16 protein-coding genes are annotated in these 16,662 nt (G+C 45.9%); 10 read left to right on the forward strand and 6 right to left on the reverse strand.

The annotated features are described in order from the left end of the window. Window positions 1-218: 218 nt before the first annotated feature. Complete coding sequence (gene rpoN / locus ACS8FD_RS10135) at window positions 219-1,976, reverse strand: RNA polymerase factor sigma-54 (RefSeq protein ID WP_439275726.1); 1,758 nt, start codon at window positions 1,974-1,976, stop codon at window positions 219-221. Window positions 1,977-2,179: 203 nt separating this feature from the next. Here rpoN and ACS8FD_RS10140 point away from each other — a divergent pair, with 203 nt between their 5' ends. Beyond that, window positions 2,180-3,055, forward strand: a complete 876-nt coding sequence (locus ACS8FD_RS10140) for a carbon-nitrogen hydrolase family protein (RefSeq protein WP_439275727.1) — start codon at window positions 2,180-2,182, stop codon at window positions 3,053-3,055. Window positions 3,056-3,169: 114 nt separating this feature from the next. Here the strand turns inward: ACS8FD_RS10140 and ACS8FD_RS10145 are convergent, their stop codons facing one another. From ACS8FD_RS10145 to lptM, 4 genes are all read right to left on the reverse strand, one after another. Further along, window positions 3,170-4,150 (reverse strand): tyrosine recombinase XerC, encoded by a 981-nt coding sequence (locus ACS8FD_RS10145; RefSeq protein WP_439275728.1) that lies wholly within the window; start codon window positions 4,148-4,150, stop codon window positions 3,170-3,172. Window positions 4,151-4,174: 24 nt separating this feature from the next. Then, window positions 4,175-5,062, reverse strand: a complete 888-nt coding sequence (dapF, locus tag ACS8FD_RS10150; RefSeq protein WP_439275729.1) for a diaminopimelate epimerase — start codon at window positions 5,060-5,062, stop codon at window positions 4,175-4,177. A 228-nt stretch (window positions 5,063-5,290) separates the two neighbouring features. Further along, the gene (gene lysA / locus ACS8FD_RS10155) at window positions 5,291-6,664 is read right to left on the reverse strand and encodes a diaminopimelate decarboxylase (protein WP_439275730.1); all 1,374 of its coding nucleotides are present in this window, start codon (window positions 6,662-6,664) and stop codon (window positions 5,291-5,293) included. Window positions 6,665-6,730: 66 nt separating this feature from the next. Next, window positions 6,731-7,006 carry an LPS translocon maturation chaperone LptM gene (gene lptM, locus ACS8FD_RS10160; RefSeq protein WP_439275731.1) on the reverse strand — a complete coding sequence of 92 codons (276 nt, stop codon included), beginning with the start codon at window positions 7,004-7,006 and terminating at the stop codon, window positions 6,731-6,733. Window positions 7,007-7,542: 536 nt separating this feature from the next. Here lptM and ACS8FD_RS10165 point away from each other — a divergent pair. The 9 genes from ACS8FD_RS10165 (at window position 7,543) to ACS8FD_RS10205 (ending at window position 16,165) form a co-directional block, all read left to right on the forward strand. After that, on the forward strand, window positions 7,543-8,778 hold the full coding sequence (locus ACS8FD_RS10165) for an acetate/propionate family kinase (protein ID WP_439275732.1): 1,236 nt from the start codon (window positions 7,543-7,545) through the stop codon (window positions 8,776-8,778). A gap of 137 nt (window positions 8,779-8,915) precedes the next feature. Further along, on the forward strand, window positions 8,916-11,063 hold the full coding sequence (gene pta / locus ACS8FD_RS10170) for a phosphate acetyltransferase (protein WP_439275733.1): 2,148 nt from the start codon (window positions 8,916-8,918) through the stop codon (window positions 11,061-11,063). A 143-nt stretch (window positions 11,064-11,206) separates the two neighbouring features. After that, window positions 11,207-12,052 carry a nicotinate-nicotinamide nucleotide adenylyltransferase gene (locus ACS8FD_RS10175; RefSeq protein ID WP_439275734.1) on the forward strand — a complete coding sequence of 282 codons (846 nt, stop codon included), beginning with the start codon at window positions 11,207-11,209 and terminating at the stop codon, window positions 12,050-12,052. A 97-nt stretch (window positions 12,053-12,149) separates the two neighbouring features. Beyond that, window positions 12,150-12,551 (forward strand): ribosome silencing factor, encoded by a 402-nt coding sequence (rsfS, locus tag ACS8FD_RS10180; RefSeq protein WP_439275735.1) that lies wholly within the window; start codon window positions 12,150-12,152, stop codon window positions 12,549-12,551. A gap of 175 nt (window positions 12,552-12,726) precedes the next feature. Continuing rightward, entirely contained in the window at window positions 12,727-13,491 is a 765-nt protein-coding gene (locus tag ACS8FD_RS10185; RefSeq protein ID WP_439275736.1) for an MOSC domain-containing protein, read from the forward strand. 6 nt (window positions 13,492-13,497) lie between these two features. Continuing rightward, window positions 13,498-14,379, forward strand: a complete 882-nt coding sequence (locus tag ACS8FD_RS10190) for an N-acetylmuramoyl-L-alanine amidase (protein WP_439275737.1) — start codon at window positions 13,498-13,500, stop codon at window positions 14,377-14,379. Window positions 14,380-14,429: 50 nt separating this feature from the next. Further along, window positions 14,430-15,173: a pyridoxine 5'-phosphate synthase gene (locus tag ACS8FD_RS10195; protein ID WP_439275738.1), complete on the forward strand. Its 744-nt coding sequence runs from the start codon at window positions 14,430-14,432 to the stop codon at window positions 15,171-15,173. A gap of 38 nt (window positions 15,174-15,211) precedes the next feature. Beyond that, entirely contained in the window at window positions 15,212-15,964 is a 753-nt protein-coding gene (locus ACS8FD_RS10200; protein WP_439275739.1) for a type 1 glutamine amidotransferase, read from the forward strand. A gap of 15 nt (window positions 15,965-15,979) precedes the next feature. Next, window positions 15,980-16,165 carry a hypothetical protein gene (locus ACS8FD_RS10205; protein WP_439275740.1) on the forward strand — a complete coding sequence of 62 codons (186 nt, stop codon included), beginning with the start codon at window positions 15,980-15,982 and terminating at the stop codon, window positions 16,163-16,165. 113 nt (window positions 16,166-16,278) lie between these two features. On the opposite strand, the gene ACS8FD_RS10210 is transcribed toward ACS8FD_RS10205, so the two are convergent. Continuing rightward, on the reverse strand, window positions 16,279-16,662 hold a 384-nt coding region (locus ACS8FD_RS10210), incomplete at its 5' end, for a transposase (RefSeq protein ID WP_439275741.1).

Raw genomic sequence — 16,662 nt, forward strand, 5'->3', positions numbered from 1 at the left:
TTAAAGGCTTTAAATTGCCGATTCTAGATTGCTAAATATCACTCAGTTTTTGCTGTTGAGGCCCTTCTAATTTGTCATGAATACCTAAGAGTAGCAAGACGCTATATTGTAATTAAATGTAAGGTTAACTGCTATCTGTTGCTAAAGTCTATATAATCAAAAAATTTTATTTTTATTTGTAGTAATTATCATATAATCTAAGTCACTCTTAACTCGCGCTAGTATTTTTGTTTACGCTGAGTAGAAGAGCCAATTCCCATAGCTTCGCGATATTTGGCCACCGTACGCCTGGCGATATCGATACCTTCTTCATGCAAATACTGCTGCAGGCGACTATCAGAAAGGGGCTTTTTCGGTGCTTCGTTAGCGATGAGCTGTTTAATCTTAGCGCTGATAGCAGTCGACGAGACATCGCCTTCACGGCTACTCACGTGCGATGAAAAAAAGTACTTCAGTGAAAACAAACCTTGCGGCGTCAAGATAGATTTACTGGTGGTTAAACGAGAGACCGTAGATTCATGTAAATCTACCTCTTCAGCAATATCCTTTAGAATAAGAGGCTGCATGGCAGAAGCGCCATGACGTAAGAACTCTTGCTGATGTCTCACAATACTGGTCGCTACCTTTAATAGGTTTTGATTGCGCTCCTCAATACTCCGAATAAATAGTTTAGCATCGGTGAGGTTTTCACGTAGATACTGATTATCTGAGCTATCATCACCGCGCTTGACTAGCTTGGCGTAGTCTTTATTAATACGTAATTTCGGTAGTGTCTCTGGATTGAGACTGACTTGCCAGCGCTCGTCATTCACTGCCCTATCCACTTCAAGAGCCGCTGATCGGTGGCGACGAATGGGCGTCACTAAGACATCCGGAATATCATAACTCTCAGGAGTTTGATCATAGCTGGACTGGCTACTTTGAAAAGCGAGACCCGGCGCAGGGTTGAGCTGACGTAATAAGTTTAACGCTGGGGTGATCTGTGCTGCTTTTAACCCTGTCGACTGTGTTAGCGCCTTAATGTTATTACTCACTAAATGCTCGCTGGCAGACAGTAGGGCTTGCGCGTCGGCCAGATGCTCTGTACCAATATCAAGCTTGCTGAGCTGTATGGCCAAACATTCACTCAGATCACGCGCCCCTACCCCTAAGGGGTCACAAGACTGAATAACCCTAAGCATGACCATTATTTCATCGTACTCTATTGGCTCTGGCCACTGATAAAAGCTTGCCATCGTTGCAAAGCTCTGCAGTAACTCATCGATATCTAAGCGGATAAAGCCCATCTCGTCCATCGCATCGATCAGATAATCGGCAATCATAGTGTCGGTATCTGATAAGCGTTTAAAATTGAGCTGCCAACGTATGTAGTCTTGAATACTAGCGTTGGTTGCGCCTTGATAGCGCTCCAATTCATCAAAGTCAATATGACTAGAAGTAGACTGGTTTGAGGGTGTAGCAGTAAAGCTTGTCATATCAAAATCATGCTGGTCGCCATAAGCGCTATCATGAGTCGGGTCAGCCATAGCTTCATTGTCGATATCCATCGCGCTACCATCGATATTGGTTTGCTGCAGTTTGTCGAAGCTGTCTACACTGTCCTGACTACCGTAACCGTCATAGCTATCGTAGTGGTCATAAGCGGCTATATCGCCATCACTGACACTGCTATGACTGCTCTCAAAACTATCTGAGCCATCCGAGTCAGCTGCGTGGTCATTCTTATTAGTGCTACTGTTCCACATCTCTAGCGTTAACGGATCCTCATCTGTCTCTCTATCGCTATTATCATCATTGTCATAACTATCTTCCTCATCCTCAACACGCTCAAGTAGTGGATTACTCTCGAGCTTGGCCTGAACCTCTTGTGCTAACTCAAGGCTAGAGAGCTGCAAGAGCTTGATAGCTTGCTGCATCTGCGGGGTGAGCTTCTGTGAGGTGTTTAGCGTGGCGCCCAAGCCAAATGACATACTCATGAGCAGTTTATTGCACTCCAATATTGATGTGATTGTGTTTAATCATAACTGTGAATAGTGACTTATAACTCTATTAACCCTATTGGGCCATGACGATAGCATTTTTCATAGTAATCTTGCTATGATAATTTATAACATATATAGCGCTATAACCTTTTTTAGTGCTAAAAAATAATATCTATTGCTATTAAACGAGAAACTCTATGAATAAACCATTAAGTATCGCGGCGCTACAAATGAATAGTCAGCAAGATGTCGAAGCCAATCTCAGCACTATTAAAGCGGGAGTTGAGGAAGCTAGTACTCAAGGCGCGCAGCTAGTCGTATTGCCTGAGAACTGTTGTAGCATGGGTCGTCAGTTTGCTACTGCGGAACGTTTTGAGTCGCTATCAGCGACGCTTGCCGACTATGCCAGCGAGTATAAGATACATCTGTTAGCTGGCTCACTACCTTGTCCGTTTCGTCCGGATGGCGTCGTCGTTCCTAATGAGCGCTTGCGTCAAGTCAGTCAGCTGTTTGCGCCCGATGGTAGCCGGCTTGCTCGCTACGATAAGATTCATCTATTCACCGCGACGGTCGCCGATAGGCAAGGCAGCTATAACGAAGCGGCAACGTTTGAGCCGGGCACTCAAACCGTAGTCACTCCTATAGAAGTCGCAGGAGAGATCTATCAGCTAGGAATGATGGTTTGTTTTGATTTGCGTTTCCCGGCGCTTGCTCAGCGCTTACGCCAAGCCGGAGCCGAGCTGTTGAGTGCCCCTTCGGCCTTTACTTATATGACCGGACAAGCGCATTGGGAACTACTGCTACGAGCACGGGCGCTAGATAGTCAGTGTCTAGTGATAGGCGCGGCGCAAGGTGGCGAGCATCATTATAAAGACGATAAAACGCGGCAGACCTGGGGACATAGTGCCATTACCACCTTTGACGGCACGATTATCGACAGCTATGAGAGCAGCGAGCTTAAAGCTGAGGATCAGGATAAAGATTACGCCTTAGTCTTCGCAAGTTTGGATAAGTCAGCACAGCAGCAAGGCCGTGAGAAAATGCCTATTTTTCAATGTCATCGCTTGGCTTAATAGTATTTATATATAAGAAATGGGTGTAAATTCAATTGAAATAAAAACGCTACATTATCACGTGGAACTGGGATGACTTGTATATGAAACGCAGTGTCATTTTTAATTTGACTATTACTCATTATCTTGCTGAGCATGAGTCGCACGCGGATGGGCGCGATCATAGACTTGCGTTAGCTTAGCAAAGTCAACATGGGTATAAATCTGGGTGGTACTAATATCGCTATGACCGAGCATCTCTTGTACCGCGCGTAAGTCACCACTGCCAGAGAGCATATGCGAGGCAAAGCAGTGGCGTAGTAAATGCGGATAGAGATTTTGCGCGATACCGGCGCGTTTGGCCGCCACCTTTAGACGCTGCTGCACGGCGCGAGTGGATAGCCGCGTACCGAGCTTTTCACTGATAAATAAGGCGCTGTCCTGCCCCTCGACCCAAAGGTTACGATGCGGTAAGTAGCGCTTAATCGCCTCAGCCGCCTTGCTACCGATAGGAACCAGGCGCGTTTTATTGCCTTTACCAGTCACTCGAACGCGTAAATCGGCCAAATCGATATCCATCATATCGAGCGCGACCAGCTCGCCTACCCGTAGGCCACTGCTATAGAGCAGCTCAAACATCGCTTTATCACGCAGCCACAACCGCGCCTGTTCAGGCGTATCGGGCAGTTCTTGCTCTAGGAGTTGGGTGAGCAAATCAACATCGGCAATAGAGGGCAGCGGCCGCGGACTGCGCTTTAGCTGATAGCCAGTCGTTGGATTGATACGCGCTATATCCTCTTCGATAAGCCAACTATAAAAATGACGGATCGCGGATAGCTCTTGCTGCACGCTAGCTAGAGCAAGTTTATCTTCATCAAGGCGCTGAGAGATATGCTGAGCCAATTGCCGCTTGTCGCAGCGCGTCCAAGTCAGACGCTTACCACGCAGATATAACGCCAACTGATGAACGCCGGCAAAATACGCCGCTAAAGTATGCTCAGAGTGATTGCGTACCGATAAAGTATTTAGCCAACGATTCACCGGCGTCAAAAGCTCGCGTAATGCTGCATCTGGCTCTATATCTGCTGCTGGCTTGGCGTAGTCTTTGACGCTCATAACTGGTCTCTTAACTGGGTCGTATTAGCTAGACGTATTAGGCTTGATGCCCGCTTGCGCCATAATACCATCTGGACTGAACACCCCTTCATAAACAAAGGCAGTGGGGCCCGTCATCATCACCGAATAGCCCGGTTGCCACTTCACAATCATACTACCGCCGTAGAGCTGCGCGCGTATATCTTCGCCCTCATCGAGCCAGCCTTCACGGATACCGATAGCGACTGCCGCACAAGCGCCGGTGCCGCAAGCTTGCGTCTCGCCAACCCCACGCTCATAAACCCGCAGACGAATATGACGCTGATTCATCACTTGCATAAAGCCGACATTGACTCGATCGGGAAATGCTCGGTGCGATTCGATAGCTTTGCCTAAAGTGGCAACTTCAGCATCTAGCACATCGTCGACCTTGATAACCGCATGCGGATTGCCCATATTGGCCACATAAAGCTGTACCGGTGTGCCGTCTACATCGAGATGATAAGCGTTTTGGATTTTGGTTGTCGCTTTTGGGGTAAAAGGAATCTCATCTGGCTCAAATTTAGGTTTACCCATATCGACCTCAACCCAGCCATAGCGATCGGTGGTCAAAGTAATAACACCGCTGGCAGTCTCAACCCGTAGCCGCTGTTTGAATGACAGCTTACGCGCTTGCACGAAACGCGCAAAACAGCGCGCGCCATTGCCGCACTGCTCGACCTCAGTACCGTCGGTGTTAAAGATACGATAGCTAAAATCAACATCCGGACGCATTGGCGGCTCAACGACGAGCAGCTGATCAAAGCCTATGCCTAGGTGCCGATCTCCCAATAATTCTACCAATTCTTTAGTCAAGTCCAAGCGCTGAGTCACCAAATCGATAACCATAAAATCGTTGCCTAGCCCATGCATCTTTGTAAACTCTATCAACATATCCTTGTGTCCTATTGTGTTTTTATATGTCGGTTATATTAGCACGCTACCTTATACAATGATAACTATCAGCGTGTGATGAATGGTAGAGATAGTAATAAAATGGTCGCCATAAAAAACCCACTGTCATCATGACAATGGGTTCTTCTAAAATGAGCTCTGTTAAATCGCTATGACCTTTTTAGCTCAGACTCTTATAATTTAAATAGTGTCCGGCTAGCCATTTCACTATTGATCTTGCCAAAGCATCTCATCGCGGTACAAGTCTTCGATCGTTTCGCGCTTACGAATCAACTGCTGCTGATGCTGTGCTACCATAATCTCGCTTGCACGCGGGCGCGAATTATAGTTACTACTCATAGTAAAACCGTAAGCGCCAGCACCAGTAATGGCCAAAATATCACCTACTGCAAGCGATAGTACACGATCTTTAGCTAAGAAATCACCTGTCTCACAAATAGCGCCGACGATATCCCAAGCTTGAGTATCATCAGCTCTTATACCAGCATCTGGTAGCGTTTGCGGAATCACGGCCATCTCTGCTTGATACAGCGCCGGACGGATCAAATCATTCATCGCCGCATCGACGATAGCGAAGTTCTTATGCTCTGTCGGCTTGAGTACATCAACACGCGTTAATAACACGCCGGCATTAGCGACCATACTACGCCCCGGCTCAAAAAACACTTTGAGACCCAGCTCAGTGAGCTTCGGCAACAGCGCGTCGGCAAAATCAGCGATAGACACCGGCGACTCATCGATGTAGCGCACACCTAGTCCGCCGCCCAAATCGATGTGTTGTAAATCAATGCCCTGATCTGCTAAATGATGCACCAGCTCGATAATTTTATCCAAAGCGGCCACGAATGGTGCTACTTCTGTTAATTGCGAGCCAATATGACAATCAATACCGACAATCTCGATATGTGACATCGCCGCTGCCTGCGCATAAACGGCTAGCGCCTTGTCGTGAGCGATGCCGAACTTATTATCTTTAAGACCCGTTGAGATATAAGGATGGGTTTTGGCATCGACGTCGGGATTGACCCGCAGTGATATCGGCGCCGGTTTATCTAGCTGGGCGGCGACCTCATTAATCAACGACAGCTCACTGATGGACTCGACATTGAAGCAGCTAATACCTTGCTGCAAAGCGAACTCGATATCATCACGGGTCTTACCTACGCCTGAATAGACGACGCGATCCGCTTGCCCACCAGCCGCTAATACTCTCATGAGCTCACCGCGAGAGACGATATCGAAGCCAGCACCCGCCTGCGCCAAAATGCCTAACACAGCAAGATTAGAATTGGCTTTTACCGCATAGCATATTTGGTGCTCAAGGCTCGCGAAGCTGTCGCTATAAGTTTTATACACCTCTAAGATCGCTTGCTTGGAATAGACATAACAAGGCGTGCCATACTGCTCCGCCAAACTGCTAATGCTAACGTCCTCGATATACAGCTCGTTATCACGATAGCTCAGCGCTGGTAGATGGGCGCTCAAAGCTTGAGGATCAATATATAATCCTTGCTCAGTTTGCATCGTAACCGCTTGGCTATCTGCCACAGTTGCTTCTCTTTGCGACTCAGCATCACTCATAGTCATCTCTTTAATTTATTCAAGTTTTCAAAGGAAATTATCAGGTTATCAACATGGCAGCGCTGATCAGTAATCGTTTGGATCGTCGCTCGGTTCAGGCAGCACTTGCTGCTCCTCAAGATAGCGTGTGCGCTCATACTCGTCATCATCCACCCCAGCAAAAGCAGCATCTTGCGGCTGGCTGGTACTCTCTAAAACCTCGGAGCTGGTTACTAGACCTTGTTCGGTATCTGCTAAGTATAGCGGGCCTTTTTGTCCGCAGCCGCTCAAGCCCAAAGCCACTAGAGTAATACCAATAACAGAAAATTTTAGTAATATAACATTTGGTTTTTGAGTTTTCATAAGTTGTAAGCCGTTAATAATGCGTCACTGATTGCTCAAAACTGCTTGCTCAATACTCACAATCAGCTATTGATATGTTAAAGCTAAATAATACTACTCAGTAACAGCAAAACGCCAGCCGATATCGAGCATCAAGTAGGCCTGTAATCATAGCATTAATTGGTAGCGGTTGACTGAATTTAGCGATAATTTTAGTTGCAATATTTGCCTATCATTAGTCTTTATAAATGCTAAATTTAATAATACCTTCTCTACTCGCTTTTTAGACACTCAGTGTACGGCTGTAACTAATACTTGACGAATGCTTATCTTAAACCTTATAGTTATTGTGGTATAACGCTTAACAGCGGACATGGTAATTGTTATAAAATATGATACCTTGTGTTTAGCTTGTAGCTTTTTATTCACCTGTAGTTTACTCACTTCTAGCGATCGAAATAGCTTTAGTGATTCAACTCCCTACTTATTATATTACTAATTATTCCTATCTATAATTCAATACCCATAATCCAATACCTATAATCTAAGGATAGAGCATGAATGACAGCGTCAACACTCCCACTTTTAGCGATGAAAATTCGGGTAGCTCGGCATTAACTAATCCCACTTTAGTTCTCAACTGTGGATCCTCCTCTATTAAGTACGCTTTAATCAGTGAAGACGAATCGACTCGTATTACTGGGCTGGCCGAAAACTTAGGTCTCGATACCGCTCGTATCAAACATACCGCTTTGAATGGAGAAAAGCTTGAAATTGCTATCCCAGGTGGCCGTCATAAACTTGCCTTACAAAAAGTGCTTGAACTGCTTGAGCAATATCACTTTATAGCCGTCGGTCATCGCGGGGTTCATGGCGGCCGCGAGTATTCAGAAGCGGTCAAAATCGATGATCACGTGTTATCAGAAGTCAGACGTCTCAAATCATTAGCGCCCCTACATAACCCAGCCAACGCTCTGGGCATTGAGGCGGTACAAGCTATCTATCCTGATGTTCCGCAAGTCGTGGTTTTTGATACCGCATTTCACCAAACCATGCCGCCCGTCGCTTATCGTTATCCGATTCCAAAAGCCCTTTATGAAGAAGAAAAAATCCGCCGTTATGGCTTCCATGGTACCTCGCATGCTTATGTCTCAGAAAGAGCCAGTGAAATTACGGATGCCAAAGGCCCACATGGTTGGCTAACGGCGCATCTAGGTAATGGCTGCTCAGCGACTGCCGTTTATGATGGTAAAAGTCTAGATACGAGTATGGGACTGACGCCGCTTGAGGGCCTAATGATGGGTACACGTAGTGGTGATGTCGACCCCAGCTTGCACATTCACCTAAAACGTCAACTCGGCATGAGCTTAGAAGAAATCGATAAAATGCTCAATAGTGAAAGTGGTCTGCTCGGTATCTCGGGTTTATCTAACGATCTGCGTACTGTTGAGCAAGCCGCTAACGAAGGACACAAAGACGCTGAGCTAGCTATCGAGATGTTCGCTTATCGCGTTGGTAAATACCTGGCGAGTCTCAGCTGCGCGCTACCTGAATTTACCGGTATTGTCTTTACTGGCGGTATCGGCGAGAACTCAGCAACCACGCGTGCGCGTATTCTAAACGTCATGCGCCATTTCGGTATAAAATTTGATGCTGACAAAAACAAAACACTCGTTGGCGGCGCGGAAGGGCGTTTTGAGAGTGACGATAGCAATATCGAGCTGTGGGTCATCCCGACTGACGAAGAGCGCCAAATCGCTAAAGAAACGCGGCAAACGCTTGGTCTAGACTAAAACTGAAGTAAGCTAAAAAGCGCTGTATGATTATGGCGCTTTTTTTAAATATTTAAGCCAGTCGCTAAATAGCAAAACAATAGTCATTTATCATACATACCCAGTCATTAAAAATATAACAAACCGTAGGATACACTATGCAAACTATTTTATTGGTTCCTATCAGTCGCGGTATCGGCGTGACTTCAGCCGCTCTTGGTCTCATCCGCGCGCTTGATTATAACGGTATCAAAGCCGGTTTTATGAAGCCATTCTTGCAAGATGATACCTTAGATAAACAAAACAGCTTAGATAGCTCAAGCGCTCTTATTATGCATGCCTTTGGCCTCACGCCGCCCAAATCGATCAACCGTCAGCGCGTTGAACGCATGATCGGCGATGGTAACCTGGATGAGCTGATGGAAGAAGTCATTGGCAATTATCACAGTATCGAGGGCGACCCGGATGTCATTATCTGTGAAGGCTTAGTGCCAACGACCGAAGCCTCTTACGCTTCACAGATTAACCAAGCTATCGCCCATGCTTTGGACGCGAAGATTATCTTTGTCAGCACTGTCGATACGAGCAATCCTGCTTATCTAGCAGACAAGCTCGATGTACACGCGCGCGAATTCGGCGGTATCGCTCATGAGCGTACGCTCGGCTGCATCCTAATGCGGGTACATGACGTACCAAATACCTTTGAGACTCAGCCCGTTGCTCCTGGTGAGGCAGTAGTCAGCTTAGATGAAAGCTTTGTACAAGAGGTGCAACGCCTATCGCCGCATTTTCATAGCGAGCGTTTCCGCCTAATTGGTGTCGTGCCATTCAGTGATTCGCTATCAGTGCCGCGCACTTGGGATATCGCCGCTGAGCTTGACGCAACTTGGCTGAATGTCGGCGAAGCCAAATCGCGGCGTATCAATGATATTAGTCTGACCGCACGTTCCGTCTCGCGCGTTGATGAAGTCTTCAAGCGCGGTACGCTTATCGTGGTGCCAGGCGACCGTGATGATCTACTGCTAGCAGCAGGTCTGGCTTGTATCAATGGCGTACCATTAGCTGGTCTAGTGTTGACAGGTGGCGTTGCCCCTAACGAAACTGTGGCTGAGCTCTGGCAATCGGCGTTGAAGACTGGTATCCCCGTCATGAGTGTCGAGACCGATAGCTTTGAGACGGTACAAAACCTGCTACAGATGAGCGCTGAGATACCGAGCGATGATACCGAGCGCGCGCAGGAAGTCACACGTTATGTCGCTGCACATTTGGATCTGAGCTGGATTAAAACCTACTTTAGCGGTAACTATACCCCGCGTCTCTCGCCTGCCGCTTTTCGTCATCAAGTGGTCAAAAAAGCGCAAAATGCCAAAAAACGCATCGTGCTACCAGAAGGTTCTGAGCCGCGCACCGTAGAAGCCGCCTGTATCTGTCAAAGCCGCGGTATCGCCGATTGCGTGCTACTAGCCCAGCGTAGCGAAGTCGAGCAAGTCGCCAAAAACCGTGACCTAACTTTGCCAGAAGGGCTTGAGATCATCGATCCGGCTAGTCTCGATATGGGCAAATATATCGAGGCTGTGGTTGAGCGCCGTAAAGGTAAAACCACTAGTGAGGTCGCTGCTGAATATTTGCAAGATACCGTCTACTTAGGCACTATCATGCTAGAAATGGACGAGGTCGACGGTCTAGTTTCCGGCGCGATTCATACTACTGCCAACACTGTGCGTCCCGCGTTTCAGCTAATCAAAACCGCGCCGCAGTACTCCTTAGTCTCGTCGGTATTCTTTATGCTATTACCTGAGCAAGTCGTCGTCTACGGAGATTGCGCCATCAATCCGGATCCAACTGCTGAGGAGCTAGCCGAGATTGCTATTCAATCGGCACAGTCTACCGCCGCCTTCGGTATCGATCCCAAAGTGGCGATGATCAGCTACTCGACCGGCTCATCAGGCACCGGCGCTGATGTCGAAAAAGTCATCCGTGCAACCGAAATCGTCCGTGAGCGCGCACCGGATCTAGCAGTAGATGGACCATTACAATATGATGCGGCCTCTGTGATGAGTGTCGGTAAACAAAAAGCGCCGGATTCAAAGGTCGCCGGTCAAGCCAATGTGTTTATCTTCCCTGATCTCAATACTGGTAATACCACTTATAAAGCGGTACAGCGTAGCGCTAATGTCATCAGTGTCGGCCCTATGCTTCAAGGGCTAAACAAACCGGTTAACGATCTATCGCGCGGCGCTCTAGTCGATGATATTGTCTATACTATTGCCTTAACTGCTATTCAAGCATATAGCGACTTGATCTAAAAGGATCTAAATAATTATTGGTTTTAAACAAAAACGCTCAGCACCATGATGTTGAGCGTTTTTTATTATGAATAGATTATTATGAATAGATAATTACTGCTTATTAAGCAGAAAAATCTATCGGCAAGCGTTATAATGACGCCATGACTAAACCTTCTCTCCCTACTATCCGCGCCTATTTGGGCGGCTCTTTTAATCCAGTGCATAGCGCTCATATCGAGATGGCAATGCAAGTCTACCACTCTCTTGCGCCTTTAGCGGCTCAGCAAAATCTCGAGCTACAAGTGTCGTTATTACCCAACGCCCGCTCGCCTTTTAAACAACAAAGTACCGATCCCAAGCATCGCTTAGCCATGCTAAAGCTGGCTATAAAAGACACACCATTACGCGTAGATGAGCTTGAGCTTTGGCAAGAACCGCCAGTTTATACTATCGATAGCGTACAGACTTTACGGCTGCGCTATCCGCAAGATATCTTGATATTTGTCATGGGTATGGATAGCGCGCGTAGCTTGGAGAGATGGAAACAAGGGCTGAAACTGACTGATTACGTTCATCTTTGGGTATTTGATCGCAGTGCCAATGCCAGTGCTTATCCTACAAACACTAACTTGCAGCATAACACCTTAGATAATAAAAAAACCTTAAGCGCTAAACAGCGAACTACTTTAATCAGCCAACTACCCGTTTCGTTACAAAAGCAAGTGGTTGAATCTGTTAGCGAACTGATTGCTCTTTCTATTGACGGCTTAGAAACGCCAGCTTTAGAAAATAAAGGCTTGAAAACCTTACGAAAAGGACTCATTTATATAGACTTAAGACCGGTAAAAAAAGTATCTAGCACCGAAATTCGCCACCAATTACTGGCGTCTGTGACCGCCCCCATTATAAAAGATAGCTTGCTTAAAGACTGCCATTATCTATCTAAACACCTACATTCTGCGGTTTATGACTATATTGTGCAGCATGAGCTATATTCTGCAGACTAATTCCGTTAAAATCACCTTATTATAGTCATCACCACTTATTTTTGGCCGATGACGATTCACTTTCTATAGCTAATGACGATTAAAGAGACCCAAATTTATGACCAACACTATGACTAACGAACGTTTAGAAGAATGCTTAACGCTAGTAACCACTGCTTTGGACGGTATGAAAGCTAAGAACATCACTGTACTCGATGTGGAGGATTTAACCGACGTGATGGAACGTATGGTTATCGCTGAGGGCACCTCCAAGCGCCACGTCCGCGCTATGGCTGATAGCTTAGGCGCTGATGCCAAGCAAGCAGGCTTTATGCCCTTAGGCCGTGAAGGTGGCACCGATTCTGACTGGACCTTGATCGATTTAGGCTCGGTCGTCGTGCATATGATGACGCCAGCTGCGCGTGAGTTCTATGATTTAGAGGGCCTATGGTCATCGCCTGAGAGCTTAGCGGAATTAGTCGCGACGCCGCGTGAGAAAAAAGCCGGTCGCCGTAACTAATCTCTAAAAACCCCTAATGCATTTAAATGATATAAAGACTGGATAATTTATCTGGTCTTTTTTTATGGTCTTTACGCTTAAGTTTTCTCTGAATTAGAAAAGTAATTAAACTAAAAATCGCCTTAAGTTTGCGCTACTATAGCTTCATTCACGTGACTACCTGCTAGGATATTCAATGAGCGCCGCCAATACAGACTCTGTTACTAAAAAAACCTCAACAGCTACCACTGATTTTAATCAGCCGCTGCCTCTACATATCGCCACCTTAATCGAGGTGCGAGCAGGCAAAGCCATGCCATTCGCTCGCGAAGCCATGAGCGCTATCGATAAAGCATCGATCAAAGCGCCAGTTGTGGTTAACTTTATGGGACTCGTCACCGACGAGCAAGCCGATCGTAAACATCATGGCGGCCCCCTAAAAGCGGTGCATCAACTGCCAACAGCGACTTATCAGCGGATTAATGATGAGTTCGAGCTAAAGGTACGAGTCGGAACTCTAGGCGAAAACCTCATCACTGAAGCAGTGAACGGCTTGCCTGAAATGACGGAATCCACAGTTTGTATTGGCGACGTTTTTCAATATGGTAAAGTCGAGAATACTGAGAGCGTGCAATTACGTATCGTACAACCACGCCGTCCTTGCTATAAGATCAACGATCAAATTGGGCAGTTTACTAAGGTGCCAAATATCGCGTCTTGGATCAGTAAACAAGGTATTGCCGGTTGGTATTTTGAAGTGGTACATGATGGCATACTTGACGCAGATTTACCGGTTTATTTGGTGGAACGCCCTTATCCGTTCGCGACGCTTGAAAAACTTTGGCAGCTCTCTAATTCTAAAGAAAAACATACTGCTGAGGTGATTGAGCCTTGGCTGGTGATTGATTGCTTAGAGGAGAGTTGGAAGGCGGTTTTAAAGAAGAAGATTCAGAAGGGTTAGTATTTTATGGCAAAAAACGTACTTTTCGCGTTACTCTGTGGCTTAACGCTATCTCTAACAGGCTGCGTCACTACGACTTCTCAAATCGCGACTACTGAGAGCTACACCGTCGATAGCGAGACTTATCAATCAACCGGTAAGAGCCAACGTATCAAGTTTATCGTGCTGCACTATACCGTCAGTGATAATGAGCGCTCTATCCAGCTATTGACCCAAGGGCAAGTCAGCGCTCACTATCTGATTATGGATAGCGATGATGATAATATCTATAGCTTAGTGCCTGAGAGTGAGCGCGCTTGGCACGCAGGTGATGGTGGTTTTTCTGGTCGGACTATCTTGAATGATACCTCTATCGGTATCGAAATTGTCAATAAAGGGATTCAGCCGCAGTATCTAAACGCGCTAAAAGATAGCGAGCTAGAGTATCATCCCTATTCGCATTTTGTAGAATTTGATGATCTACAGATTAAAAAGGTCGCGCAATTGGTGCAAGATATCGCGGGGCGCTATAAGATCTCACCAAAGAATATCATCGGTCACGCTGACCTTGCTCCTTCGCGTAAGATTGACCCGGGTGCCAAGTTCCCTTGGCAACGACTACATGAAGAGTACGGTGTTGGCGCTTGGTATGATGAAGCCGATAAACGTTATTTCGCTAATGAAGTTATATTATCAACACCAACGATACGGGAGGTCAAGCAGGCCTTCCGTGATTATGGCTATCAGATCAACGATACGGGCGTGTGGGATAAAGCCAGCCGTGATGTTATTTATGCCTTTCAGTTACATTTCAGACCTCTAAATCCAACAGGCATAATGGATGTAGAGACCTATGCTATTCTAAAAGCACTCAATAAAAAGTATGCTAGTCGTGACGACTTTTACTAACCTTCAATGACTAATGCCCAATCCATAACGATAATGAAAAAGGAAATAGTATGAGTACCTTATTTAGCGTCAATTTAAATAAACTAGCTTTAATTCGTAACTCGCGCGGTACCGATTATCCTAACTTATTAACCTTTGTAAAAAAGCTGATTGATCTCGGGGTTAAAGGCTTTACCGTTCATCCACGGCCCGATGAGCGTCATATCCGCTATCAAGACGTCTATGATATCAGTGAGTATCTAAAAGATTATAAAGACATTGAATTCAATATCGAAGGCAATCCCAATGAGCAATTTCTAACACTGATTCGTGAGGTCAAACCTCATCAATGTACCCTCGTACCCGATAGCGAAGATCAACTGACCTCCGATCATGGTTTTGATATTATCAAACATCATAAATTTTTATCAGAGTTAAGCCATGAGCTTGAAGGCTTTGGTACGCGCTGCGCGGTATTTATCGATCCTGATATCGAGCAAATCAAAGCCGTCATCGACAGCGACGTACAAACGATAGAGATGTACACTGAAGAATGGGCGCGTGCTTATGAAAATAAGAATGATGATAAGGGTAAATTCGCTGAGGTTAAAAAGCGCTTTAATGACTGTATCAACCTTGCTAGCGAAAACGGGATGCGTGTCAACGCTGGTCATGATTTGAACTTAGAGAATTTAGCCGACTTACTAAGCCTCGGTGATATTGCTGAGGTGTCGATTGGTCATGCCTTTACCATTGAATCGCTAGAACAAGGTATGAATAACGTGGTTCGTCAATATTTAGCGATTTGTGATTAGAAAGCTTACTTGATTGTATTCTGCACAAGGTTTCTCTTATGACATTACGTATTCACGCTTTATTCCATACCGATTACGCTGACTTAAGCTTTATCAGGCAGTGGGCGGATAGTCATCAGTATCCTATTACCATTAGCCGCTCCTACGATAATGACGAGCTGCCAGCACCTGATAGCTTTGATTGGCTAATCGTCATGGGCGGGCCTATGAGCGTGCACGATGAAGAAAAGCACCTTTGGCTTATCAAAGAGAAACGGCTGATTACCCAAACCATTGACGCGGGCAAAACAGTAATTGGCGTTTGTTTAGGCGCGCAAATTATCGCGCATTGTTTGGGCGCTAAGGTTAAGCCGTCTGGCGTAAAAGAAATCGGTTGGTTGCCGATGCAATTAACACAGGCAGGACAAGCGCATCCGTTATTACAAGATCTGCCCAAACAGTCCTTTACGGTATTTCACTGGCACGGGGAAGGTTTTGATTGTCCGAAAGGCGCGAGCATTATCGCTGAGACAGAGGCATGGACGAATCAAGGCTTCGTCTATCAAACATCATTGCACGCAGAATTAGACACTTGGGTACTCGCTTGGCAATGTCATTTTGAAGTCACAAAAGAGAGTCTACCTAAAATGGTCTCTAATGGTAATGCAGCTATCCAAAGTGGACTAAAAGAATATCCCAAAACGGTACAATCACCGGATGAGATATTAGCGCTGGGTGAAAAGTATATTGATGAAAATAACGAGCGATTAGCCGCTATGCTCAATCGAATAGTAGCATCAGAAAATAAATAATATGAGGAGTCAGTGATGAGTAATTCGAAGCAAGATGACCAACAAAAACTTGAAGAGTATCTAGAAGCCAAGGCTAAGCAAGATCAGGAAAAAGAGCAGGAAGCTGAAACTCTCTCTGCCTATGAGGCTTGCGTGCTAAGAGAAAGTGCTCGTGTGAAAGAGTTGATAGCTGAGGCTCAGAAGAATGATTTAGAAGAGTAAGACGACGAAAATATACTTTAAAGGAACTTCCCTGATTAATATAATTGTGGTGGGCTACGCTAATTAACCCACCATAGGCTATGAGACCATCCCAGATTCTGTGTAACTGCCATTTAGATTAAATGCTTACTGATACGATCATCAAACATAATCATAAAGCGATTCAAAGCAGACGTCCAGTTACGAATGGGCATCGACCACTTTTTAGACGCCTGCTGGGTTGCCAGATATACTACCTTGAATGCAGCCTGATCAGAGGGGAACACCTTACGCTTATTCACCGCTGTCCGAATCACACTGTTTAGCGACTCAATAGCATTGGTGGTATAAATCGCTTTTCTGATGTCTTTAGGATACTCAAAGAACACCGTTAAGCCCTCCCAGTTATTGCGCCAAGACTTAACGACATGCGGGTACTCTTTGCCCCACACCTCATCAAAGTGCTCAAGATTGGCCTCTGCTATCTCAAGCGTATCAGCGCCGTAGATGGCTTTTAA

The sequence above is a fragment of the Psychrobacter sp. 1U2 genome (assembly GCF_051847575.1).

What these genes read in the sequence shown, in the direction of transcription:
- rpoN (WP_439275726.1), bottom strand. Translation starts at nt 1,976, where the DNA reads ATGAGTATGTCATTTGGCTTGGGCGCCACGCTAAACACCTCACAGAAG.
- ACS8FD_RS10140 (WP_439275727.1), top strand. Translation starts at nt 2,180, where the DNA reads ATGAATAAACCATTAAGTATCGCGGCGCTACAAATGAATAGTCAGCAA.
- ACS8FD_RS10145 (WP_439275728.1), bottom strand. Translation starts at nt 4,150, where the DNA reads ATGAGCGTCAAAGACTACGCCAAGCCAGCAGCAGATATAGAGCCAGAT.
- dapF (WP_439275729.1), bottom strand. Translation starts at nt 5,062, where the DNA reads ATGTTGATAGAGTTTACAAAGATGCATGGGCTAGGCAACGATTTTATG.
- lysA (WP_439275730.1), bottom strand. Translation starts at nt 6,664, where the DNA reads ATGAGTGATGCTGAGTCGCAAAGAGAAGCAACTGTGGCAGATAGCCAA.
- lptM (WP_439275731.1), bottom strand. Translation starts at nt 7,006, where the DNA reads ATGAAAACTCAAAAACCAAATGTTATATTACTAAAATTTTCTGTTATT.
- ACS8FD_RS10165 (WP_439275732.1), top strand. Translation starts at nt 7,543, where the DNA reads ATGAATGACAGCGTCAACACTCCCACTTTTAGCGATGAAAATTCGGGT.
- pta (WP_439275733.1), top strand. Translation starts at nt 8,916, where the DNA reads ATGCAAACTATTTTATTGGTTCCTATCAGTCGCGGTATCGGCGTGACT.
- ACS8FD_RS10175 (WP_439275734.1), top strand. Translation starts at nt 11,207, where the DNA reads ATGACTAAACCTTCTCTCCCTACTATCCGCGCCTATTTGGGCGGCTCT.
- rsfS (WP_439275735.1), top strand. Translation starts at nt 12,150, where the DNA reads ATGACCAACACTATGACTAACGAACGTTTAGAAGAATGCTTAACGCTA.
- ACS8FD_RS10185 (WP_439275736.1), top strand. Translation starts at nt 12,727, where the DNA reads ATGAGCGCCGCCAATACAGACTCTGTTACTAAAAAAACCTCAACAGCT.
- ACS8FD_RS10190 (WP_439275737.1), top strand. Translation starts at nt 13,498, where the DNA reads ATGGCAAAAAACGTACTTTTCGCGTTACTCTGTGGCTTAACGCTATCT.
- ACS8FD_RS10195 (WP_439275738.1), top strand. Translation starts at nt 14,430, where the DNA reads ATGAGTACCTTATTTAGCGTCAATTTAAATAAACTAGCTTTAATTCGT.
- ACS8FD_RS10200 (WP_439275739.1), top strand. Translation starts at nt 15,212, where the DNA reads ATGACATTACGTATTCACGCTTTATTCCATACCGATTACGCTGACTTA.
- ACS8FD_RS10205 (WP_439275740.1), top strand. Translation starts at nt 15,980, where the DNA reads ATGAGTAATTCGAAGCAAGATGACCAACAAAAACTTGAAGAGTATCTA.